Origin of the sequence: Puerhibacterium puerhi (assembly GCF_009846865.1) — a bacterium.
GTDB classification, from domain to species: Bacteria; Actinomycetota; Actinomycetes; order Actinomycetales; family Cellulomonadaceae; genus Puerhibacterium; species Puerhibacterium puerhi.
Genome location: NZ_WUWN01000012.1, coordinates 53495 through 74312, shown reverse-complemented (window position 1 = coordinate 74312; position 20818 = coordinate 53495). Strand labels below are relative to the sequence as shown.

Genomic DNA, 20818 nt, shown 5'->3' with positions numbered 1-20818 from the left:
CGGCGGTCAGCCCGCCTCGTAGAAGACGCGGTCGACGACCGCCCGCGCGCGCCGGGCGGTGCGCAGGTAGAGCTCCTCGAGGTCCGCCCCGCCCCCCACGTCGCCCATCAGCCGGGCGATGCCGGCGAGCGCCTGGCGGTCGTGCGGGAGCACGTCGGCGTGGCTGCCCGTGGTCCGGCCGGACCACAGCACCACCGCCGAGCGCAGCCGGGAGGCCAGCACCCACGCCTCGCGCAGGTGCTGGGCGTCGACCGGGCCCACGAGGCCGGCGTCCTCGGCGGCGTCGAGCGCGGCGACCGTGCCCGTGGTCCGCAGCCCGGGCACCGTGTGCGCGTGCTGCAGCTGCAGCAGCTGCACGGTCCACTCGACGTCGGAGACGCCGCCCGGGCCCAGCTTGAGGTGGCGCGCCGGCTCGACGCCGCGCGGCAGCCGCTCGGACTCCACGCGCGCCTTGATGCGGCGCACCTCGCGCACATCGCCCGCCGCCAGGCCGCCGGCCGGGTAGCGCCGCGGGTCGACCGTGGCGGTGAACCGCTCGGCCAGCCCGTCGGCGCCGGGCGACGTCGCCACGGGCCGGGCGCGCAGCAGCGCCTGCGCCTCCCACACGCTCGACCACCGCTCGTAGTACTCCGCGTAGGAGGCCAGCGTGCGCGCCAGCGGCCCCTGCCGCCCCTCGGGCCGCAGGTCGGCGTCGACCGGCAGCGACGGCTCGGGCCCGACGGCGCCCAGCATCTCGCGCAGCCGCGTCGCCACGGTGAGCGCGAACCGGTTCGCGAGCTGCCCGTCCGCGCCCGCCACCGGCTCGTGCACGAACATCACGTCGGCGTCCGAGCCGTAGCCCATCTCGCGCCCGCCGAGCCGGCCCATGGCCACCACGAGCATGCGCGTCGGGTTCGCCTGCGGATCCTGGTCCAGGCCCAGCTCGCCGCGCGCGACGTGCTCGGCCACCCGCAGCCCGCCGTGCAGCACGACGTCGGCGGCGTCGCTCACCGCCGCGGCCGCGCTCACGGGGTCGAGCAGGCGCAGGAGCTCGGCCGCTCCGGTGCGGGCCAGCTCGCGCCGGCGCAGGGCGCGCAGCAGCACCGCCGCGGTCGCCGGGTCGTCCGCGCGGGTGAGGATCGCGTCGGCCTCGGCGTCGAGCCGCTCGGCGCCGCGCGGCTCGAGGCCGGTGGGGTCCGCGAGCCACTGCACCGACTCGGGCGAGCGGGCCAGCGCGTCCGCCAGGTAGCGCGACGACGACAGCACCTGGGCCAGGTTCTGCGCCGCGGACCCGGAGTCGCGCAGCAGCTTGAGGTACCAGTGGGTGCTGCCGAGCTCCTCGGACAGCCGGCGGAACGCGAGCAGGCCCGCGTCGGGGTCGGCGCCCTCGGCGAACCACCCCAGCAGCACCGGCAGCAGCTGGCGCTGCAGCGCCGCGCGCCGGGAGGTGCCCTCGGTCAGCGCGAGCACGTGCCGCATCGCCCCGTCGGGGTCGCGGTAGCCGATGGCGGCGAACCGGTGCCGGGCCGCCTCCGGCGCGAGCGACACCTCCGCCTCGGACAGCTGCGCCGTCGCCGGCAGCAGCGGCCGGTAGAAGACCGCCTCGTGCAGGGAGCGCACCTCGCGGCGCGTGGCCTTCCACCGCTCGGTGAGGCCCTCGGCGCCCTCGGCCCGCATGCCCAGCGACCGGGCGAGGCGCCGCAGGTCCTCCTCGCCGGTGGGCAGCAGGTGCGTGCGGCGCAGCCGGTACAGCTGCACGCGGTGCTCCAGGGCCCGCAGGAACCGGTAGCACACGGCCATGCGGCCGGCGTGGTCGCGCCCCACGAAGCCCGCGGAGGCCAGCGCCGTCAGCGCCCGCAGCGTGTTGGGCGAACGGATGCCCGGGTCCATCCGGCCGTGCACGAGCTGCAGCAGCTGCACGGTGAACTCGACGTCGCGCAGGCCGCCGCGGCCGAGCTTGATCTGCCGGTCGGCCTCGGCGGGCGGCACGTGCTCCTCGACCCGGCGGCGCATGGCCTGGGCGTCCTCGACGAAGTTCTCGCGCGAGACCGCCTTCCACACCAGCGGGTCGACGGCGGCGCGGTAGGCCCGGCCGAGCTCGGGGTCCCCCGCCACGGGGCGCGCCTTGAGCAGGGCCTGGAACTCCCAGGTCGCGGCCCACCGGTCGTAGTACGCGAGGTGGCTGGACAGGGTGCGCACCAGCGGGCCATGCTTGCCCTCCGGCCGCAGCGCGGCGTCCACCTGCCACAGCGCCGGCTCGGCGGACGCCCCGGCGCAGACCTTCTGCAGCGTCGACGCCAGCCGCGCGCCCACCGCCATGGCGTGCGCCTCGGCGACCTCCTGGCCGTCGGCGTCCACCCCCGGCTCGGCGACGTAGACGACGTCCACGTCCGAGACGTAGTTCAGCTCGCGCCCGCCGGTCTTGCCCATGCCGATCACGGCGAGGCGCACCTGCGCGTGGTCGAGGTGCTGGGAGCGCGCGACGGCGAGAGCGGCCTCGAGCGCGGCGGCGGCGAGGTCGGCGAGCGCGGCGGCGACGGCCGGCAGCAGGCCGAGCGGCTCGTCGGTGGTCAGGTCGGTGGCAGCGATCCGCAGCAGGCGGGCGCGGTAGGCGCGGCGCAGCGCGTCCGTGGCCGTGCGGGCCTCGGCGTCCGGCCACCGGCCGGGCTCGGTCCCCGCCACGGGGTCGGGCGCGTCGGGGTCCGCGCCGACCGCGGCCAGCAGCTCGGCGCGCACGCGCTCGGGCGCGACGCCGACGCCGCCGTCCCCGTCGCGCAGCACCGCCAGCAGCTCGGGGCGGCGCACCACCTCGTCGCCGAGGGCCGACGACGCCCCGAGCACGGCCAGGAGGCGGGCGCGCGGCACCCCGTCGTGCGCCAGGACGTCGGCGAGGGCCCCGGCGGCGGCCGGGGTGCTCGCCAGGCGCACGAGCTGCAGGAGGGCCAGGTCGGGGTCGGCGGTGCCCCCGAGCGCGGCGAGCAGGTCGTCGGCCGCGGACGTCTCGTCGTCCGGGCCGGGGCCGGTCGGCAGCACCGCCTCCAGGGCGGGGTCGGCCCACAGCTGCGCCGAGCGGGTGAGGTCGGCGAACCCCGCGCGCAGCAGGCGGCGGGTGACGGTCTCGCGCCGGCCCGCCGCGCGGGGCGGGCGGGGCAGCTCGTCGGCTCCGGACGTCGTCGTGGCTCCCACGGGCCGACCCTACGCCCGGGCCCGGGGCGGGCGGCCAGCCGCCCGCCCCGGTCCGACGACGGTCGTCACAGGAACTGCAGGAACCGCTGCAGCTCGAACGGCGTGACCTGCTGGCGGTAGGTCGCCCACTCCTGCTTCTTGTTCTTCAGCACGTAGCGGAAGACGTGCTCGCCGAGCGTCTCGGCGACGAGCTCGGAGCGCTCCATGAGGGCGATCGCCTCGTCGAGCGACTGCGGCAGCGGCGCGATGCCGAGCGCGCGGCGCTCGGCGTCGGTGAGCTCCCACACGTCGTCGTCGGTGGCCTCCGGCAGCTCGTAGCCCTCCTCGATGCCCTTGAGGCCGGCGGCGAGCAGGACGGCGAACGCGAGGTACGGGTTGGTCGCCGAGTCGAGCGCGCGGTACTCCACGCGCGAGGAGTTGCCCTTGCCCGGCTTGTACATCGGCACGCGCACCAGCGCGGAGCGGTTGTTGTGGCCCCAGCACACGTAGCTGGGCGCCTCGGAGCCGCCCCACAGGCGCTTGTACGAGTTGACGTACTGGTTGGTGATCGCGGTGATCTCCGCGGCGTGCACCAGCAGGCCCGCGATGAACTGGCGGGCGGTCTTGGACAGCTCGAACTGCGCGCCCGGCTCGTGGAAGGCGTTGCGGTCGCCCTCGAACAGCGACAGGTGGGTGTGCATGCCCGAGCCCGGCTCCTCGGTGAGCGGCTTGGGCATGAACGTGGCGAACACGCCCTGCTCGAGCGCCACCTCCTTGACCACGGTGCGGAAGGTCATGAGGTTGTCCGCGGTGGTCAGCGCGTCGGCGTAGCGCAGGTCGATCTCGTTCTGGCCGGGGCCGGCCTCGTGGTGGGAGAACTCCACCGAGATGCCCATCGACTCGAGCATGGTGATCGCGGCGCGGCGGAAGTCGTGCGTGGAGCCGCGCGCCAGGTGGTCGAAGTAGCCGCCGCGGTCGACCGGCACCAGCGGCGCGTCCGGCGAGGCGAGCTGCTCGAACAGGTAGAACTCGACCTCGGGGTGCGTGTAGAAGGTGAACCCCTTGTCGCTGGCCTTGGCCAGGGCCCGCTTGAGCACGTTGCGGGAGTCCGCCAGCGACGGCTCGCCGTCCGGCGTGAGGATGTCGCAGAACATGCGGGCCGTGCCGTGCCGCTCCCCGCGCCAGGGCAGCACCTGGAACGTGGTCGGGTCCGGCTTGGCGATCATGTCGGCCTCGTACACGCGGGTGAGGCCCTCGATCGAGCTGCCGTCGAACCCGATGCCCTCGGCGAACGCCTGCTCGAGCTCCGCCGGGGCGACCGCGACGGACTTCAGCACGCCCAGCACGTCGGTGAACCAGAGCCGGATGAAGCGGATGTCGCGCTCCTCGACCGTGCGGAGCACGAACTCCTGCTGCCTGTCCATGGAGCACATCTTGCCCCACGACTGTTACCGGCGGGTGACGTCCCGCGCACCGGACGGCGGCGGGTCGGTGAGCAGCGGCGCGCGCGTCAGCCGCGGCGCCACCGGTCGTCGTCGGCGTCCCACGCCTCGGAGCGGGCGCGCGCCTTGTCGAGCGCCGCCTGCGCCTCCTCGCGCGTGGCGTACGGCCCCATGAGGTGCGTCCAGCCGGAGCGGTGCCCCTCCTCCACCTCGCCGGTCGCCGTGTTGTACCAGTACTGCGTCATCGCCGCCGCGTTCTCCTCGCTCATGGATCGATCCTGCCGCAGGATGTGCACATGGCGAAGCATGAGCTGGCATTCGGCATCGACATCGGCGGCTCGGGCATCAAGGGTGCGCCCGTGGACCTGGAGACCGGCGAGTTCGCCGCCGACCGCGTGCGCATCCCGACGCCCGGGGAGTCGACCCCCGAGGCGGTGACCGCGGTGCTCGCGGAGCTGGTGGAGTCCTTCGACCTGCCCAAGGACGTGCCCGTCGGCGTGGCGTTCCCGGCGCCGCTGGACCACGGCGTCGTGCGGTTCATCGCGAACCTGCACCCCTCGTGGAAGGGCGTGGACCTGCCCGCCGCCGTCACCGCCGCCACGGGCCGGCCCGTGGTCGCCGTCAACGACGCCGACGCCGCGGGCGTCGGCGAGCAGCGCTACGGCGCCGCGAAGGGCAAGGACGGCGTCGTCCTGGTGGCCACCCTCGGCACGGGCATCGGCTCGGCGCTCCTGGTCGACGGCGTCCTGGTGCCCAACACCGAGCTGGGCCACCTCGAGATCGACGGGCACGACGCCGAGTCGCGGGCCGCCGACTCCGCCCGCGAGCGCGAGGGCCTCGACTTCGCCCAGTGGGCCAAGCGCCTGCAGCGCTACTTCGAGACCGTCGAGATGCTGCTGTCCCCCGAGCTCATCGTCGTCGGCGGCGGCGTGAGCAAGCACCACGAGCAGTTCCTGCCGCTGCTCGACCTGCGCGCCCCGATCATCCCCGCGACGCTGCGGAACAAGGCCGGCATCGTGGGCGCCGCCGCGCTGGCCGCGTCGGCCGCCAAGCACCACAAGGGCAAGAAGGCCAAGAAGTAGGGCTCGAGAAGTAGCGCTCGAGAAGCAGCGCTCAGAGCACCTGGGGGCCCGCCGGGCCCGTCGCCGACTCGCCGTCGGCGATGACGTCGTCGATGCCCACCATGCGCAGCACGTCGGCCACCACCGCGGGCGGGTTGCGGAGCGAGACCTGGAGCCCCTCGTCGCGGCCGATGGCGCACAGCTGGACGAGGAAGGCGACCCCGGCGGAGTCGATGAACGTCACCTTCGAGGCGTCGACCACGACCGGGACGTCCCGCTCGAACGCTCCGGCGAGCGCGGTGCTCGCCTCGGCCCGCAGGGCCGCGTCGATGTCGCCCCACATCGACACCACGCTGACGCCCTGCTTGGCCACCAGCTCGATGCCGCCCGTCCTCGCGCTCGTGAGAGTCATCGTCGTTCTTCTTCCCGTGCTCCGGCGCACGACCGGCGCCGATTCTTGGTGCCGAACCCCGGGGACCAGGCGACGGCCTCGTCGCCTGGTCCAGAACGGTACACCGATATTGCTGTCGGCGGAACGGTCCTTGACCCTTGTTTTCCCCTTCAACAATTGCCTCATGAGACTACGGGGGCGTCCCCACTGGCCAGGCGGGGCGTCCGCTACCGGAGCTCGACCAGCGCCGCGGCGGACGCGTAGGCGTCCGGGACGTCGCGCACCGGCACGTCGAGCACCCGCGCCAGGCGGGTGGCGGGCCGGTGCCGGGGCCAGCCCGGGTCGCCGTCGCGGACGAAGGCGACCGCCGCGCCGTGGACGGCGTCGGCCAGCTCCTGGGGCGGGCGGGGACCGGCGACGTCGGCGACCCGCGGGTGGTCGAGCCGGTCGAAGAAGAACGGCACGTCCAGGCAGTGCAGCGCGCGGCCGGACACCGGCGAGCGCCAGGCGAACCGGTACAGCCACGTCGGGGCGTCGCCGCGCAGGGCGGCGACCTCCAGCACGGCCGCGCGGAAGACGCGGTCGCTGACGTACCGGCCCAGGACGGCGGCGGTGCCGCGGCGGCGGACGTCGGCGTTGGCGGCGAGCCAGGCGGGCGCCGCCGCCCGCGGCGCGCCGAGCGCGCGCAGCGCCGGGCGGACCGGCAGCAGGCGCAGGAACGGGCGGGCGTCGTCGAACACCATGGCGAACTCGTCGTCGGTGGCGCCGAGCACCAGCGGCACCTCGGCGCCCACGCCGGCCGCCAGGGCGTCGAGCGTGGGCTGCGGCAGCAGGTCGCCGTCCACCACGGGGGCGAAGTCGAGGCCCTCGTCGAACAGCCGGGTCGCGGCGGCCAGCGGGCGCAGGCGCGAGGGCCGGGTGACCCGCGCCTGCAGCCGCAGCACGCGCTCCTCGGTCAGCGTCGCCAGCCCCGCACGCGTGGGCGACACCCCGGCGAGGGCGGCCAGGCGCCGGCCCGTGCGCTCGGCGCGCCCGGCGGCGACGTTCTTGGTGACGCCGGACAGCGCGTGCACGCCGTGGAACAGGCCGCGCGCGGCGGGAATCCCCAGCAGCGTGAGCACCGCCCCGCCGCCCGCGGACTGCCCGGCGACCGTCACGCGTCGCGGGTCGCCGCCGAACGCGGCGACGTTGTCCTGCACCCAGCGCAGCGCCAGCAGCCAGTCGCGCACGCCGCGGTTGGCCGGTGCGTCGGCGATCCAGCCGAACCCGTCGAACCCCAGGCGGTACGACACCGTGACCGTGACGACGCCGTCGCGGTTGAACCGGGCGCCGTCGTACCAGGGGCTCGCCGGCGACCCGGCGACGTACGCGCCGCCGTGGATCCACACCAGCACCGGCAGGCCACCGTCGGCGGCGGGCTCGGGCGCGGGCGTGAAGACGTCGACGTTGAGCGTCGAGGGGCCGGGCACGCTGGGCTCGGGGATGAACGTGACGCCGGTGTCCCCGCGCTGAGGCGTGGCGCCGTGGCGCAGGGCGTCGCGCACGCCGGCCCACGGGCGGTGCGGGACCGGCGCGGCGAAGCGCAGGTCGCCCACGGGCGGCTCGGCGAACGGGATGCCGAGGAAGGCGGCCGACGCACCGGGCGTGCCGGGGGTGCCGCGCCAGCGGCCGCGCACGCGCCCGGCCGCCGTGCGCACCTCGACGAGCGCACCGCCGGGGGCCTGGGTACCCCGGGCCGCGCCGGTCGCCTCGCTCATGGGGCGACGGTAGCGGCGCCGGACCACGGGTGCGCGGGGGCTGGACGTGGTGGGCGGACGAGCCGGTCTGTACGCCGGGTTCTGTGCCCGCGCCCGGTTGCCCCGGCGCGGGTGACGGTCATCCATCTAGGACCTGCGTCGCCGCAGGCCTCGAGCGGTCTACCCGGGAGCTCGGGCGGGCCGCCCTCGAACGCTCCCTGTCTGACCTTGCTCCAGGTGGGGTTTACCGAGCCGCACCTGTCACCAGGTGCGCTGGTGGTCTCTTGCACCACCGTTTCACCCTTACCGCCCCGTCCGGCCCGAGGACCGGACGGGGAGGCGGTCTGCTTTCTGTGGCACTGTCCCGCGGGTCGCCCCGGGTGGCCGTTAGCCACCACCTCGCCCTTCGGAGCCCGGACGTTCCTCGGCACCGGGGCCCGAAGACCCTGGTGACGCGACCGTCCGACCGACTCGTCCGCGCCCCGGAGTCTACCGTCCGGGTGGCGCGCCGGTGTCCCAGGGGCCTGCCATAGTGAGGAGCGTGCCTCCTTCCCACCCGACGGCGACGGCCCCGCAGCCGGCCGTGACCCTCTCGTCGCGCCGCCGCTGGCTCGCCGTGGCCGTGCTCATGCTCGGCGCGGCCATCGCCCTGCTCGACACCACCATCGTCAACGTCGCCCTGCCCACGATCCGCACCTCGCTGCAGGCCCCCGAGGCCACCCTGCAGTGGATCATCTCCGGCTACGCCCTCGCCTACGGCCTGGCGCTCATCCCGGCCGGCCGCGTCGGCGACCGCGTCGGGCACCGCTGGGTGTACCTGGTCGGCATCGCCGGCTTCACCCTCGCCTCGTGGTGGTGCGCCCAGGCCGGCGGCGCCACCGAGCTCGTCGTCGCCCGCGTGGTCCAGGGCCTGTTCGGCGGGATCTTCTTCCCCGCCGTGGGCGCCACCATCCAGGTGCTCTTCACCGGCCGGGACCGCGGCAAGGCCTTCGGCGCCCTCGGCGCCGTCATCGGCGTCGCCTCGGCGGCCGGGCCGCTGGTCGGCGGCGTGCTCATCGAGCAGGGCGCGGACGACGACGCCTGGCGCTCGATCTTCTACGTGAACCTGCCGTTCGGCGCCCTGGCCGTGCTCGGCGCGCTGCTGCTGCTGCCCCGCGGCGCCGCCCGTCGGCAGTTCGCCGCCCGCACGGGCACGGATCTCGGCGGGCTGGCGCTGCTCACCGCGGCGCTCGTGGCCCTGCTCGTGCCGCTGATCCAGGGCGAGAGCTCGGGCTGGCCGCTGTGGACGTGGCTCTGCCTCGCCGGCGGGGCGCTGCTGCTGGTGGTCTTCGGGGCGTTCGAGCTCGGCGTCGCCCGGCGCGACCGCGTCAGCCCGCTCGTGCCGCCGCACCTGTTCAGCCACCGCGCGTTCACCGGCGGCGTGATCCTCGCCCTGGTCTACTTCGCGGCGTTCACCTCGATCTTCTTCACCATCTCGATCCTGTGGCAGACCGGCCTGGGGCACAGCGCGCTGGCCTCCGGGCTCGTGTCGATCCCCTTCGCCCTCGGCAGCATCGTCGGCGCCTCGCAGTCGGCGCGCCTGGCCGAGCGCCTCGGGCGCGCCGTGCTGGTGCTGGGCACGGGCATGGTCGCCGCCGGGCTGGTCTCGCTGTGGCTGATCCTTGTGCTGGTCGACACCGCCTCGCTGACGCACTGGACGCTGCTGCCCTCGCTCGCCGTGGCCGGCCTGGGCTCGGGCATGTTCATCGCCCCGAACCAGCAGTTCATCGTGGCCACCGTGGACCCCGAGGAGGCCGGGGCGGCGTCGGGCGTCATCGGCACGGCGCAGCGCATCGGGTCGGCGGCCGGGATCGCGGTCATCGGCTCGGTCCTCTTCGGGTCCCTCACGGTCGCCTCGGGCCGCCCGGCCGACCTCGCGGCCGGGTTCGGGCACGCGGCCGGGATGGCCATGGCGGTCAGCGCGGCGTTCGCCGTCGCCGCCTTCGCGCTGGTGTTCGCCCTGCCCCGCCGCGCCAGGCGGGGCTGAGCCCGCCCCGAGGGTGGCGCCCGGCGGTGCCGGGCGCCACCTACCCTGGACGGGTGCTCCTGCTCCTGCCGCCCTCCGAGGGCAAGACGCCCGCGCCCGCCGACGCCGCCCCGGCGGACCTCGCCACCCTGACCGCGGCCGACGCGCTCACCGCGCGGCGCACCGAGGTCCTCGACGCGCTCGGCGCCGTCAGCGCGCGCCCCGACGCCGCGCAGCTGCTCGGCGTCGGCGCGTCCCTCGGCGAGGAGATCGCGCGCAACACGCGGCTGCGCACCGAGCCGGCCGCACCCGCCGCGCAGGTGTACACCGGCGTGCTGTACGCGGCCGCCGGCCTGGCGTCGCTGCCCGGCGGCGCCGCGGCGCGCGCGGCCCGCACGGTGCGCGTGTTCTCGGGCCTGTGGGGCGTCGTCGCCCCGGCCGACCGCGTGCCCGCCTATCGGCTGTCCATGGGCGTGGACCTGCCCGGCGTCGGGAGGCTGGCGAGCGCCTGGCGTGCGCCGCTGGGCGCCGCGCTCGACGCGCGCGCCGCGGGCGACGTCGTCGTCGACTGCCGCTCGGCCGCCTACCTCGCGGCGTGGAAGCCCCGCACCACGGGCGACGGCGCCGCGGACTGGGTGACCGTGCGGGTGGTGCGCGAGGCGGCCGGCCGGCGCTCGGTGGTCTCGCACAACGCCAAGCACACGCGCGGCGTGCTCACCGGGCACCTGCTGCGCCGCGCGGGCGAGCCGACCAGCGCCGCCGAGCTGCTCAAGGCCGCCGAGGAGCTGGTCGGCGAGGTGGTCGGCACCGAGGTGGGCAGCGGCCTGAGCTACCGGGTGCTCGAGGCGACGCTGCACGCCGCCACCGGCCGCAGCGGCCCGCAGACCCTCGAGCTCGTGGTCGGCTGACCTCAGTCCCCGGTCGGGAACCCCGACGTGGTGACCTCCGCGGCACCGTCCGGCCACAGCCGCACGATCGACAGCGAGCACGGCGGCACCCGCAGCCGGTACCAGTGCGACGGCGGCGCGCCGGCCGCCTGCCCGACGGCGGTGCGCACCACGATCGCGTGCCCCACGACCACCACCGTGCGCCCGACGCCCCCGGCGGCCAGGTCCGTCAGCCCGGCCCAGACGCGCGCGCCGACGTCGGCGTAGGACTCGCCGCCCGGCGCGGGCGTGGTGCCGTCGGCGTGCCAGCGGCCGAGCTCGCCCGGCCAGCGGCGCTCGATCTCGGCGGCCGTGAGGGACTCCCAGTCGCCGAACTCGCACTCGCGGAACCGGTCGTCGGTACGCACGTGCACGCCGAGGCGGCGGCCGATCGCGGCGGCGGTCTCCTGCGTGCGGACCATGGGCGACGCGACGACCTCCGTGGCGGGCGGCAGGTCGGACCACAGCTCCTTGCCCACCCGGTGCACGGCGTCGGCGGCGCGCGCGGCCTGGGTGCGCCCGTGCGTGGTGAGCGACGGGCCGGGCACGCCGCCGCCGGAGTATCCGCCGGCGACCGTGAGCGGCGTCTGCCCGTGGCGCACGAGCACCACGGTGAGCGCCTCGGCGCCGTCGTACCGGGCGATCGAGCCCGACGGGCGCAGGTGCGTGTCGCGGCCCGGGGCGGCGTCGGCCTCGTCGTCGTCCGCCGGGCCGGGCGCGCCCGCGATGCCGGTAGCCGCCGCGGCGACCGGGAAGTCGCGGGCGATGGTCGAGCCGGTGTCCATGGCCTCGTTCGCGAGCCGGTCGGCCGCGGCGTTCTCGGCGCGCGGCACCCACGTGTACGTCACCCGGCCGGCCGGGAGCAGGGCGGCCGCCTGGCGGGCGATGGCGCGCAGCGCCTCGTGCTTGACCTGCCACCTGCCGCTCATCTGCTCCACGACCAGCTTGGAGTCCATGCGCACCTGCACGTCTGCGTCGGGGTCGATCGCGACGGCGGCGCGCAGGCCCTCCAGCAGGCCGGTGTACTCGGCGACGTTGTTGGTGCTCACCCCGAGGTACCCGGCCCGCTCGGCCAGCACGTGGCCGGTGGCGGCCTCCCGCACCAGCGCCCCGTAGCCGGCCGGCCCGGGGTTGCCGCGCGAGCCGCCGTCGGCCTCGACGACGAGGACGCGGGCCATCAGGCGGCGGAGGGCTCGGGCACGCGCACGAGGATGCGGCCGCACTCCTCGCACCGCACGACCTGCTCGGGCGCGGCGGTCCGCGCCGCGGCGAGGTCGCCCGGGTTGAGCTCGAGACGGCAGCCCTCGCACCGGGTGCCGCGCAGCGCGGCGGCGCCGAGGCCGCCGAGCTGGCCGCGCAGCCGGTCGTACAGCGCCACGAGGCCGGGGTCGAGGCCCTCGACGGCGGTGGCCCGCTCGGCGGCCAGCGCCTGCGCCTGGGCGTCGATCTGCGCCCACGCCGCGTCGCGCTCCTCCTCGGCGGCCCGCCGCGCGGCGTCGAGCTCGGCGTGCGCCGCCTCGACCTTGGCCAGGGCGTCCTGGTGCGCCTCGAGCCGCTCCATCACCTCGATCTCGGCGTCCTCGAGCGTGGCCTGCCGGCGCGCGAGCGACTCCAGCTCGCTGGAGACGGCCTGCGCGTCCTTGGCGCCGAGGGCGCCGTTGTCCAGCCGCTGCTGGTCGCGGGCGGCGCGGGCGCGCACCTGCTCCACGTCGGCCTCGGCCTTCGCGAGCTCGCGCTCGAGGTCGCTCACGGCCGTGCGGGAGTCGACGAGGGACCCGTGCAGGTCGGCGATCTGCTTCTCCAGCTCGGCGATCCGGGCGAGCGCCGGGTGCGTCCGGCGCTGGTGGGCGAGCTGCTGGGCGCGGGTGTCCAGCGCCTGGACCTCCAGCAGCCGGAGCTGGTCCTCGGGCGGTGCAGTGGTCACCGTGGGTCCTCCCATGTGTGGCGGGCCGGCCCTGCGCGGCGGGCGCCGGGGCGCCGCGGCGTCAGCGGCCGGGGCTGGCGACCCGCGCGGTCCACGGGTCGCTGACGAGCGTGCTGATCCTGGTGGTCACCGTACCGTCCTCGCCGCGCTGGGCGAGCAGCCGGGACACGCCCGCGGCCACGTCCTGCGCGGCGTAGCGCAGCCAGGGCCACTCCGAGGCGAAGTGCGCCACGTCCACCAGGAACGGCGTGCCGGCGGCCCGCCGCCCGGCGGGCGCCTCGAACTCGGCCCGCTCGCGCAGCTCCGAGGCCGGGTGGTGGCGCAGGTCGGCGGTGACGTAGACGTCGACGGCGGCGGCGCGCACGGCGTCGAACAGCGAGTCCCCCGCGCCCCCGACGACCGCGGCCGTCGCGACGGGCGCCGCGAGGTCGCCCGCGACCCGCACGCCCTGCGCCGTGGCGGGCAGCGCGGCGGCGACGCGCTCGGCGAAGGTGCCGAGCGTGACCGGCTCGGCCAGGCGCCCGACGCGGCCGATGCCGCGCACGGCGCCGTCGCCCGGCCCCCCGGCCGGCGCCACGAGCGGGCCACGGTCGATGATGCCCAGCAGGTCCGCGAGCGCGTCGGCGACGCCGCGCGGCGCCGCGTCGGCGTTGGTGTGCGCGCAGTACAGCGCGCAGCCGGCGGCGAGCAGCCGGTGCACCGCCGCGCCCTTGAAGGTCGTGGCCGCCACCGAGTGCACGCCGCGCAGGAACAGCGGGTGGTGCGTGACGACGAGGTCGGCGCCCCACGCGACGGCCTCGTCGACGACGGCGGTCACCGGGTCGACGGCGAAGAGCACCTTGCGCACCGCCGCGGCGGGGTCGCCGGCCACCAGGCCGACGGCGTCCCACCCCTCGGCGGTCGACGGCGGATAGAGGTCCTCGAGCACGGCGACGACGTCGGCGAGGCGCGCGCCGCCGGCGAGGTCACCGGCGGCGGGCTGGGCGGGTGCTGCCATGCGCCCGACCCTAGTGCCGCCCCGCGCCGCGCTCCCAGCCGGGCGCGAGGCGGCGCGCCCCGGGGCTCAGCCACGCGGCAGCACGGTGAGCACCCGCTCCACGTGCACGGCGAACTCCTGCATGAACCCCGCGAGGAACGTCGCTGTCGAGTCGTCGGTGACCTCGCCGTCGTCCCCGAAGACCTCGGGCCGGTAGTGGATGTACGCCTCCGGCGCGGTCATCTGGCGGGCGTTGCAGAAGCTCAGGACGGCGCGCAGGCTCTGCTGCGCGACGGCGGTGCCGATCTGCCCGATGGACGCGCCGATCACCGCCGCGGGCACGTGGTCGAACGAGTTCTCGCCCCACGGCCGGGACGCCCAGTCGATGGCGTTCTTCAGGGCGCCGGGGATCGAGCGGTTGTACTCCGGCGTCACGAACAGCACCGCGTCCGACCGCCCGACGGCCTCCTTGAGCGCCGTCGCCTCGGGCGGGTAGGCGCTGTCGTAGTCGGGGCTGTACAGCGGCAGGCCGCCGATCGGGATCTCCGTGAACTCCAGGTTCTCCGGCGCGAGGCGGATCAGCGCCCGGCTGAGGACCCGGTTGATCGACGTCGACGACAGGCTGCCGACGAAGTAGCCGACCTGATAGGTGCGCACAGTGCTCTCCTTCCGACGCGTCCGTCCCCCGGCAGCGGGCCGGGCGGCGGGCCCGGCGCCGGGTGCCCCCCTCGCACCAGTGTCCGCACGCGCGCGCAGACGCACGACCGGACGGACCGCCGTCGGACGTCGGCCCAGGTCGGCGCCGAAGACCTGGCCGTTCGCGGGCAGACCCGGCTCGCCCGCGCCGGCGCGCGGCAGGCCGTGGCGCGGCGCGACGACGTCGTGGTCGACCTCGATCCCGCGCCAGCGGAACGGCACGCCGGCCGCCTCGACGAGGCGGGGACGGTCCATGACCTGGAAGTGCAGGTGGGGTCGGAGGTGTTGCCGGAGCTGCCGACCTCGCCGAGCTGCTGTCCGGCCGCGACGACGTCACCCGGCGCCACCCGGACCGAGCCGCGGCGCAGGTGGGCGTAGACGGCCCACACCCCGTCGCCGTGGTCCACGACCACGTGGCTGCCGAGGACGAACCGGACCCCGCCGACCTCCCGCACGAGGCCCTCGAAGGTCAAGGACAGCAGCCCGGCCCAGGTGTTGCGCGCCCGGTGGTGCGCTGACGCGCCCCGGCCGCCACGACGGTGCCGGCCGCGGCCGCGAGCACGGGGGCGCCGAACGCGGCGAGCTCCTGCGGACGAGCGCCGACGCCCCAGCCGACCGCCGGCGTGGCGTGCGCGGCCTTCGCCGGCTCGACCGCGGCCGGCACCAGGACGTCGACGGCGTAGGCCTGCCCGTACGCCCGGGTGCCGTGGGCCGGCACGCGGGATCATGGGCTGTCGGCACCACGCGCTCGGCCGGCACCTCGTAGCGGCCGCCGCCGCGCACGCGCAGCGCCCAGCCGCGGCGCGGGGGCTACTTCGCGTCGGCGTAGCTGCGGACCGTCGCGACCGTGAGCGGGAAGGCCACCGGGAAGTCGCCGAACAGCAGCCGCCCCGCCTCGGCGGCCGCCTCGCGCAGCGCGTGGGCCACGGCGTCGGCCCGCTCCTGCGGGGCGTGCACGACCACCTCGTCGTGCAGGAAGAACACGAGGTGCGGGCGCCGGTCGAACGGCGCTGGCGCCGCGCCCGGCGGGCCGCCGGACTCCCCCAGCTCCCACAGCCGGCGGCGCGCGGACGCCAACCAGGCCAGCGCCCACTCGGCGGCGGTGCCCTGCACCACGAAGTTCCGGGTGAACCGGCCCCACGACCGCGTGACCGACCGCGCCCGGGCCGCGGCGTCCCCCTCGCCGCCCGCCCCGCCGCCCGCCCCGCCGCCCGCGCTGCCGCCCGCGCCGTCAGTCGCTCCGCCGCCGTCGCCGCCCTCGGCGGCGTAGGCACCCGCCTGCGCGCGGTCCCACTCCTGGCCCGGCCGCGGCGAGCCGCGCCCGAGCCACGTGGACACCACCTCGCCCCGCTCGCCGGCGCGCGCCGCCTCCTCGACCAGCGCGACGGCGCGCGGGAACGCCCGGGCCAGCCGCGGGAGCACCTGGGCGCTGGCGCCGGTGGTGCCGCCGTACATCGCGCCGAGCATGCCCACCTTGGCCAGCTCGCGGGTGGGCACCGCGCCGGTCGCCACGATGCCGGCGTACATGTCGGCGCCGCCCGGGGCGGCGCCCGCCGCTCCCCCGCCCGGCGCCGTCCCGGCCGCCGCCATCGCCTCGTCCCGGCTCATCGCGGCCAGCACGCGCGGCTCGAGCTGGGCGACGTCGGCCACCACGAAGGTCCACCCCGGGTCGGCCACGACGGCGCGGCGCACGTCCTTGGGCAGCTGCAGCGCCCCGCCGCCCACGCTGGACCACCGCCCCGTGACGACGCCACCCACCAGGTACTCGGTGCGGAACCGGCCCCCGCGGACCCAGGTGTCCAGCCAGTGCCAGCCGTTGGCGCTGAGCAGCCGCTGGAGCTTCTTGTACTCCAGCAGCGGCGCGATCACCGGGTGGTCGAGCCGCTCCAGCTCCCACTTGCGCAGGCTGCGGGCGCCGACGCCGGCGTACTGCATGGCCTTGAGCAGGTCCGGGTGGGAGTCGGGGTTGAGGCTCGCGGGCGCGTCCAGTGCCGCGCGGACCCGCTCCGCGAGCGCCTCGAGCCGCTCCGGGCGGTGGCCCTCGGCCGGCCGCGGGCCGAGCCGCTCCGTGAGGATCGCGTCGTGCACGTCCGCGCGCCACGGCAGCCCCGCGTGGTGCATCTCCGCGGCCACGAGCGCACCGGCCGACTCCGCGGCGAGCAGCAGGCGCAGCCGGCCGGGGTCGGCGCTCCCGGCGACGGCGGCCTGCTGCACGGCGAGCTCGGCGACGGGGTCGAGGTCCGGGGACGCGGCGGGACCGGCGGCGATCGCCCCGAGGTCGAACAGCGCGTCCGCGCCGGCTGCGGTCGCCGGGGCGCCGGCCGGCGCCGGCTCCAGGGCGTCCCACGGGCCCGGCGGCGCGGCGGCCAGGCGCGAGCCGCTCGTCAGGGGCGACCGGCGCAGGATCACGTGGGCGAGCCGCAGGTCGTGCGCGCGGTCCACCCGGACGCCGTCGCCGAGCAGGCCGGGGTACCAGCGGTTGGTGTCGTCCCACGTCCACCGCGGCGGCGCCCCGGCGGCGCCGTCCGCCGCCGCGCCGGCCTCCATCTCGCGGACGACGGCGGCCAGGCCCGCCGCGGGCGCCTGCCGCTCCTGCGGCGCCCCGCCGTCGCCGCTCACCTGCTGGAGGCGCACGGGTGCGGTGCGGGGCGACGCGCCGGGGGCGCGGGCGAGGACCAGGTGCACGCACCCATCCTTCCCCCTGCCGCCCACGCCGGTGACCAGCGCCGGGGCGCGGAACCCGGCGCCGCCTCGTACGGTGGCGGGCGTGGAGGGACGACTGGCACGCGTCACCGGCGGGGCTCGGCGGTCACGCGTCGGCCGGCTGGCGGAGCGCGCCTACCGGCAGTGGGTGCTGCATCCCGCCTGGGCCCTCGCCACGAAGGGGGCGGTGGCCGCCGCGATCGCCTGGTTCGTGGGGCTGCTCGCGCCGGCGCCGCTCAACGCGTACCCGTACTACGCGCCGATGGGCGCCGTCGTGGCCACGACCGGCACGCTGTCCCGGTCGGCCCGGGAGTCGGCGCAGGCGATCGGCGCCATCCTCCTCGGCGCGGGCATCGCGCGCGGCATCGACGTCGTGCTCGACCCCGGCGCGCCCGCCATCGCGGTCACCGTCGGCATCGCGCTGCTCTGCTCGGGGTGGCGCGTGCTGGGCAGCATGGGCAGCTGGACGGTCACCTCGGCGCTCTTCGTGCTGATCCTCGGCGACCACGACCCCGACGCCTTCGTCAGCGCCTACGCCGGGCTCGTCGTCGCCGGCGCGCTCATCGGCGTCGCGGTCAACTTCGCGTTCCCGCCGCTGCCGCTCACGCCGTCGGAGATGGTGCTCGACCGGGCCCGCGACGCGCTCGCTGACCAGCTCGACGCCCTCGCCGACGGGCTCGGCGCGGAGGAGCTGCCGTCGCAGGACGAGTGGGCGCAGCGCCGCCGGGAGGTCGCCCCTACCCTCGCCCAGGCGCAGGAGGCCGTGAGCCGCAGCAAGGAGGCGGTGCGGGCCAACCGCCGCGCCCGCCGCTACCGCGAGTGGACGACGTCGCAGGTGCGCCGGGGCGGCCTGCTGCACACGCTGGCCGACGTCGTCGACGACGTCACGCGCTCGGTGGCCGAGTGGGAGACGCGCGAGCGCGACGACGTCGCCCTCGGCCCCCCGCTGCGGCCGCCGGCCGCCCGCGCGCTCACCGCGCTCGCCGACGCGGTGCGCTCGCTCGACCCCGAGGGCACCGACCCCGAGGCGCTGGCCGCCCTCGCCGACGCCACCGACGCCTACCACGACGCCGTGCGCGAGACGCGCGGGCGCAGCAACCAGGACTACTTCGTGGCCGGCGCGATCGTGCTGGCGCTGCGGCGCGCGCGCAGCGCCCTGGCCACGGAGGTCGCCTCGGTCGGCGACGCCCGCTGAGCCGCACGTCCCCGCTCGCCAGTGACCCGCAGCCCGAGGACCGTGGACAGTGACCCGCCGGCGCCGGGTCGGCGGCGCGAGGCACGGGAGACACCATGACGCACAAGATCGGCTACCTGGTCGGCAGCCTCGCCAAGGGCTCGATCAACCGCACCCTGTCGCAGGCGCTCATCAAGGTAGCGCCGGACGACCTGGAGTTCACCGAGATCCCCATCGGGGACCTGCCGCTGTACAGCTGGGACTACGACGACGACTTCCCGCCCGAGGGCCGGGCGTTCAAGCAGGCCGTCGAGGCCTCCGACGGGATCCTGTTCGTCTCGCCCGAGTACAACCGCTCCATCCCGGGGGCCCTGAAGAACGCCATCGACTGGGGCTCGCGGCCGTGGGGCAGCAACTCGTTCGCCCGCAAGCCCACCGGCATCATCGGCGCCTCGCCGGGCGGCATCGGCACCGCGGTGATGCAGTCGTCGATGCGCGCGGTGCTCAGCTTCCTCGACGCCCCGCAGCTCAACGCCCCCGAGGCCTACATCCGGTTCGTCCCGGAGGACTTCGGCGCCGACGGCGAGGTGCGCAACGAGGAGACGGCCGGCTTCCTGCGGCACTACATGGACGAGTACTGCGCCTTCGTCCAGCGCGTGCTCGCCGCCAACGCTCCCGGGCACATCGGCGACGAGGACCCCGCGTCGGCCAAGTGACGGCGGCGCCACCGCGCCGCCGGCCTAGCCGGCGACCGCCTCGGCGATCGGCGTGCCGCCGTTGCCGAACTCGATCATGCGCCCGACCGTCGACGGGTCGGCGAGCACGGCCGCGACCACCGCGGCGACGTCCGCGCGGCTCACCGCGCCGTCGCCGTCCGGGTCGACCTCGATGCGGCCGGTCGGCTCGTCCAGGGTGAGGCGGCCGGGCCCGAGGATCGTGTAGTCGAGGCCCGAGGCGCGCAGGTGCTCGTCCGCGGCGGCCTTCGACTCCGCGTAGGCGAAGAACGAGTTGGACTCCGGCACGCCGTGGTCCGGCCGGGCGCCGAGGTACGACACCATGACGTAGCGGCGCACCCCCGCCGCCGCGGCGGCGTCCATGGAGCGGATCGCGGCGTCCCGGTCGACCGCGAACGTCCGCTCGGGGGCGCCGCCGCCCGCCCCCGCCGACCACACCACGGCGTCGTGCCCGCGCAGCAGCTCGGCCAGCCCCTCGACGTCGAGCTGCTGGACGTCCGCGACCACGGGCGTGGCTCCCGTGGCGGCGACGTCGGCCTCGTGCTCGGGGTTGCGGAACACGCTGGTCACCTCGTCGCCCCGCTCCACCAGGAGGGGTGCGAGCCGCAGCGCGACCTTGCCGTGGCCACCGACGATCAGGACGCGTGACATCTGCTCTCCTTCGTCGACTGCCGCCAGCCTACGAAGGTGCCGGCCGGCTCGCGCAGGCCAGGACGCCGGCGCCGGCCGCCCCGGACCGGATCGCGTCGAGCGCGCGGGCGGCCTGGGCGTCACGCTTCGGCAGGATCGAGGCCGCCAGCGGACCGACGAAGACGAAGGCGTGCGCGTCCGTCTCCTCGATCCGGTCCACGCGGTCCCAGCCCGCCGAGCTCGTGGTCCCGGCCAGCTCCTCGCGCAGCCCGGCGTCGTCGATCGTCAGGCGGACCGTGCCGACGAAGCCGAGGCCGTCGTGCGCGGCGAGCCGCCGGAGCGTCCGGCCCAGGACCCACCCGTTGAGGCGCGGGAAGGCGAACCGCCAGGCCGCGGCCGCCACCACGCCCGCGGCCGCGCCCCCGACCCAGTCCTGCCGCAGGACGCCGGTCAGCAGGACCGGGAGGGCGGCGACCAGGACGGCGCCGCCGGCACGCGTGCGGGCCGCCTGCGTCCGCAGAGGCCGCGCCTGCGACCGTCCACGCCCCGGGGTGAAGTCGCGACCGCACCCCGGCACGTGCGCCCGCCTGGGCCGACGTCACCCGAACCGGGTGACCCCCGGCACGCCACGGTGCGGTTTGATATGCGGCCCGCTCCTGAGGTGTGGGTCCCGCGGGGCGGGCATAGCGTCGAGCGATGGAGCCCGACACCCCCGGCAACGCGCCCACCCACGGCGACGAGGCGACCATGCTGCGCGGCTTCCTCGACCACCACCGCCAGGCCCTGCGCTGGAAGACCGCGGGCCTGAGCGCGGCACAGCTCGCCACGCCCCTGGCGTGCGGGGCGACCACCGGGTACCTGTCGCTGGGCGGCATGCTCAAGCACTCCGCGCACGTGGAGGACTACTGGATGTCGTACGTGCTGCGGGGTGCTGCGCGCAGGGCGCCGTTCGACGCCGCGCCGTGGGACGACGACCCCGAGTGGGAGTGGCGCAGCGCGTCCGCCGACACGCCTGCTGCCCTGCGCGCGATGTACGACGAGGCGGTGGCGGCGTCGGACCGGCTCACCGACGAGATGCTCGCCGGGCCGGACGGGCTCGACACGATGGCGGCGCACGGGCGGCCGGTGTGCTCCCTACGGTGGGTGCTGCTGCACCTGCTCGAGGAGTACGCCCGCGAGAACGGCTACGCGGCGGTGCTGCGCGAGGCGATCGACGCGGAGGCCGAGCTCGGCGCGAGCGCCGCGGCCGACCGCGAGTTCGCCCCGGTGGCATAGC

The 20818-nt window shown here is 76.7% G+C and carries 20 protein-coding genes and 1 other RNA gene; 6 read left to right on the top strand and 15 right to left on the bottom strand.

The genetic code is table 11. From position 1 onward, the window contains the following. Positions 1-6: 6 nt before the first annotated feature. The 3 genes from GSF02_RS08875 to GSF02_RS08865 form a co-directional block, all read right to left on the bottom strand. A complete protein-coding gene (locus GSF02_RS08875) occupies positions 7-3165 on the bottom strand; it encodes a bifunctional [glutamine synthetase] adenylyltransferase/[glutamine synthetase]-adenylyl-L-tyrosine phosphorylase (RefSeq protein WP_235915464.1) in 3159 nt (1052 codons plus the stop codon). A 65-nt stretch (positions 3166-3230) separates the two neighbouring features. Continuing rightward, positions 3231-4568: a type I glutamate--ammonia ligase gene (gene glnA / locus GSF02_RS08870; RefSeq protein ID WP_159794841.1), complete on the bottom strand. Its 1338-nt coding sequence runs from the start codon at positions 4566-4568 to the stop codon at positions 3231-3233. 86 nt (positions 4569-4654) lie between these two features. Further along, positions 4655-4855 carry an SPOR domain-containing protein gene (locus GSF02_RS08865; RefSeq protein ID WP_408003877.1) on the bottom strand — a complete coding sequence of 67 codons (201 nt, stop codon included), beginning with the start codon at positions 4853-4855 and terminating at the stop codon, positions 4655-4657. Between the two features lie 27 nt (positions 4856-4882). On the opposite strand from GSF02_RS08865, the gene ppgK reads away from it, so the two are divergent. Continuing rightward, entirely contained in the window at positions 4883-5668 is a 786-nt protein-coding gene (gene ppgK, locus GSF02_RS08860) for a polyphosphate--glucose phosphotransferase (RefSeq protein WP_159794839.1), read from the top strand. A gap of 31 nt (positions 5669-5699) precedes the next feature. Here ppgK and GSF02_RS08855 read toward each other — a convergent pair whose 3' ends face one another. The 3 genes from GSF02_RS08855 to rnpB all read right to left on the bottom strand — a co-directional run bounded on the left by GSF02_RS08855 (position 5700) and on the right by rnpB (position 8248). Then, complete coding sequence (locus GSF02_RS08855) at positions 5700-6059, bottom strand: STAS domain-containing protein (RefSeq protein ID WP_159794837.1); 360 nt, start codon at positions 6057-6059, stop codon at positions 5700-5702. Positions 6060-6265: 206 nt separating this feature from the next. Further along, positions 6266-7795, bottom strand: a complete 1530-nt coding sequence (locus GSF02_RS08850) for a carboxylesterase/lipase family protein (protein ID WP_159794835.1) — start codon at positions 7793-7795, stop codon at positions 6266-6268. Positions 7796-7849: 54 nt separating this feature from the next. After that, positions 7850-8248, bottom strand: an RNA gene (gene rnpB, locus GSF02_RS08845) — RNase P RNA component class A. 109 nt (positions 8249-8357) lie between these two features. On the opposite strand from rnpB, the gene GSF02_RS08840 reads away from it, so the two are divergent. After that, positions 8358-9800 (top strand): MFS transporter, encoded by a 1443-nt coding sequence (locus GSF02_RS08840; RefSeq protein ID WP_235915463.1) that lies wholly within the window; start codon positions 8358-8360, stop codon positions 9798-9800. A 53-nt stretch (positions 9801-9853) separates the two neighbouring features. Beyond that, positions 9854-10687, top strand: coding sequence for a YaaA family protein (locus tag GSF02_RS08835; protein WP_159794833.1), 834 nt, complete (start codon positions 9854-9856; stop codon positions 10685-10687). 2 nt (positions 10688-10689) lie between these two features. Here the strand turns inward: GSF02_RS08835 and GSF02_RS08830 are convergent, their stop codons facing one another. The 7 genes from GSF02_RS08830 to GSF02_RS08800 form a co-directional block, all read right to left on the bottom strand. After that, the gene (locus tag GSF02_RS08830) at positions 10690-11883 is read right to left on the bottom strand and encodes a bifunctional RNase H/acid phosphatase (protein ID WP_159794831.1); all 1194 of its coding nucleotides are present in this window, start codon (positions 11881-11883) and stop codon (positions 10690-10692) included. Then, complete coding sequence (locus GSF02_RS08825) at positions 11883-12629, bottom strand: zinc ribbon domain-containing protein (protein WP_159794829.1); 747 nt, start codon at positions 12627-12629, stop codon at positions 11883-11885. The genes GSF02_RS08830 and GSF02_RS08825 overlap by 1 nt, the downstream gene beginning before the upstream one ends. Before the next feature lie 61 nt (positions 12630-12690). Further along, the gene (locus GSF02_RS08820) at positions 12691-13626 is read right to left on the bottom strand and encodes a Nif3-like dinuclear metal center hexameric protein (protein WP_159794827.1); all 936 of its coding nucleotides are present in this window, start codon (positions 13624-13626) and stop codon (positions 12691-12693) included. A gap of 66 nt (positions 13627-13692) precedes the next feature. Continuing rightward, entirely contained in the window at positions 13693-14262 is a 570-nt protein-coding gene (locus GSF02_RS08815; RefSeq protein WP_159794825.1) for an NADPH-dependent FMN reductase, read from the bottom strand. Further along, on the bottom strand, positions 14184-14756 hold the full coding sequence (locus GSF02_RS19150; RefSeq protein ID WP_408003879.1) for a M23 family metallopeptidase: 573 nt from the start codon (positions 14754-14756) through the stop codon (positions 14184-14186). Before GSF02_RS19150 ends, GSF02_RS08815 begins: the two co-directional genes overlap by 79 nt. A 14-nt stretch (positions 14757-14770) precedes the next feature. Next, positions 14771-15019, bottom strand: a complete 249-nt coding sequence (locus tag GSF02_RS08805; RefSeq protein ID WP_159794821.1) for a hypothetical protein — start codon at positions 15017-15019, stop codon at positions 14771-14773. A 92-nt stretch (positions 15020-15111) separates the two neighbouring features. After that, a complete protein-coding gene (locus tag GSF02_RS08800; RefSeq protein ID WP_235915462.1) occupies positions 15112-16986 on the bottom strand; it encodes a bifunctional 3'-5' exonuclease/DNA polymerase in 1875 nt (624 codons plus the stop codon). An 82-nt stretch (positions 16987-17068) separates the two neighbouring features. Here GSF02_RS08800 and GSF02_RS08795 point away from each other — a divergent pair, with 82 nt between their 5' ends. Together GSF02_RS08795 and GSF02_RS08790 are read left to right on the top strand one after the other, a co-directional pair. Further along, entirely contained in the window at positions 17069-18199 is a 1131-nt protein-coding gene (locus GSF02_RS08795) for an FUSC family protein (protein WP_159794819.1), read from the top strand. A gap of 95 nt (positions 18200-18294) precedes the next feature. Beyond that, positions 18295-18894 (top strand): NADPH-dependent FMN reductase, encoded by a 600-nt coding sequence (locus tag GSF02_RS08790; RefSeq protein ID WP_159794817.1) that lies wholly within the window; start codon positions 18295-18297, stop codon positions 18892-18894. Between the two features lie 24 nt (positions 18895-18918). Here GSF02_RS08790 and GSF02_RS08785 read toward each other — a convergent pair whose 3' ends face one another. Beyond that, positions 18919-19563: an SDR family oxidoreductase gene (locus GSF02_RS08785; protein WP_159794815.1), complete on the bottom strand. Its 645-nt coding sequence runs from the start codon at positions 19561-19563 to the stop codon at positions 18919-18921. Positions 19564-19591: 28 nt separating this feature from the next. After that, the gene (locus GSF02_RS08780; RefSeq protein ID WP_159794813.1) at positions 19592-20119 is read right to left on the bottom strand and encodes a YcxB family protein; all 528 of its coding nucleotides are present in this window, start codon (positions 20117-20119) and stop codon (positions 19592-19594) included. Between the two features lie 119 nt (positions 20120-20238). Here GSF02_RS08780 and GSF02_RS08775 point away from each other — a divergent pair, with 119 nt between their 5' ends. Next, positions 20239-20817, top strand: a complete 579-nt coding sequence (locus GSF02_RS08775) for a mycothiol transferase (RefSeq protein WP_159794811.1) — start codon at positions 20239-20241, stop codon at positions 20815-20817. The last annotated feature ends 1 nt before the right edge of the window (position 20818 follow it).

Coding starts and splice junctions, on each gene's coding strand:
- GSF02_RS08820 (WP_159794827.1), bottom strand. CDS start 13,626: ATGGCAGCACCCGCCCAGCCCGCCGCCGGTGACCTCGCCGGCGGCGCG.
- GSF02_RS08790 (WP_159794817.1), top strand. CDS start 18,295: ATGACGCACAAGATCGGCTACCTGGTCGGCAGCCTCGCCAAGGGCTCG.
- ppgK (WP_159794839.1), top strand. CDS start 4,883: ATGGCGAAGCATGAGCTGGCATTCGGCATCGACATCGGCGGCTCGGGC.
- GSF02_RS08775 (WP_159794811.1), top strand. CDS start 20,239: ATGGAGCCCGACACCCCCGGCAACGCGCCCACCCACGGCGACGAGGCG.
- GSF02_RS08865 (WP_408003877.1), bottom strand. CDS start 4,855: ATGAGCGAGGAGAACGCGGCGGCGATGACGCAGTACTGGTACAACACG.
- GSF02_RS08785 (WP_159794815.1), bottom strand. CDS start 19,563: ATGTCACGCGTCCTGATCGTCGGTGGCCACGGCAAGGTCGCGCTGCGG.
- GSF02_RS08830 (WP_159794831.1), bottom strand. CDS start 11,883: ATGGCCCGCGTCCTCGTCGTCGAGGCCGACGGCGGCTCGCGCGGCAAC.
- GSF02_RS08850 (WP_159794835.1), bottom strand. CDS start 7,795: ATGAGCGAGGCGACCGGCGCGGCCCGGGGTACCCAGGCCCCCGGCGGT.
- GSF02_RS08855 (WP_159794837.1), bottom strand. CDS start 6,059: ATGACTCTCACGAGCGCGAGGACGGGCGGCATCGAGCTGGTGGCCAAG.
- glnA (WP_159794841.1), bottom strand. CDS start 4,568: ATGGACAGGCAGCAGGAGTTCGTGCTCCGCACGGTCGAGGAGCGCGAC.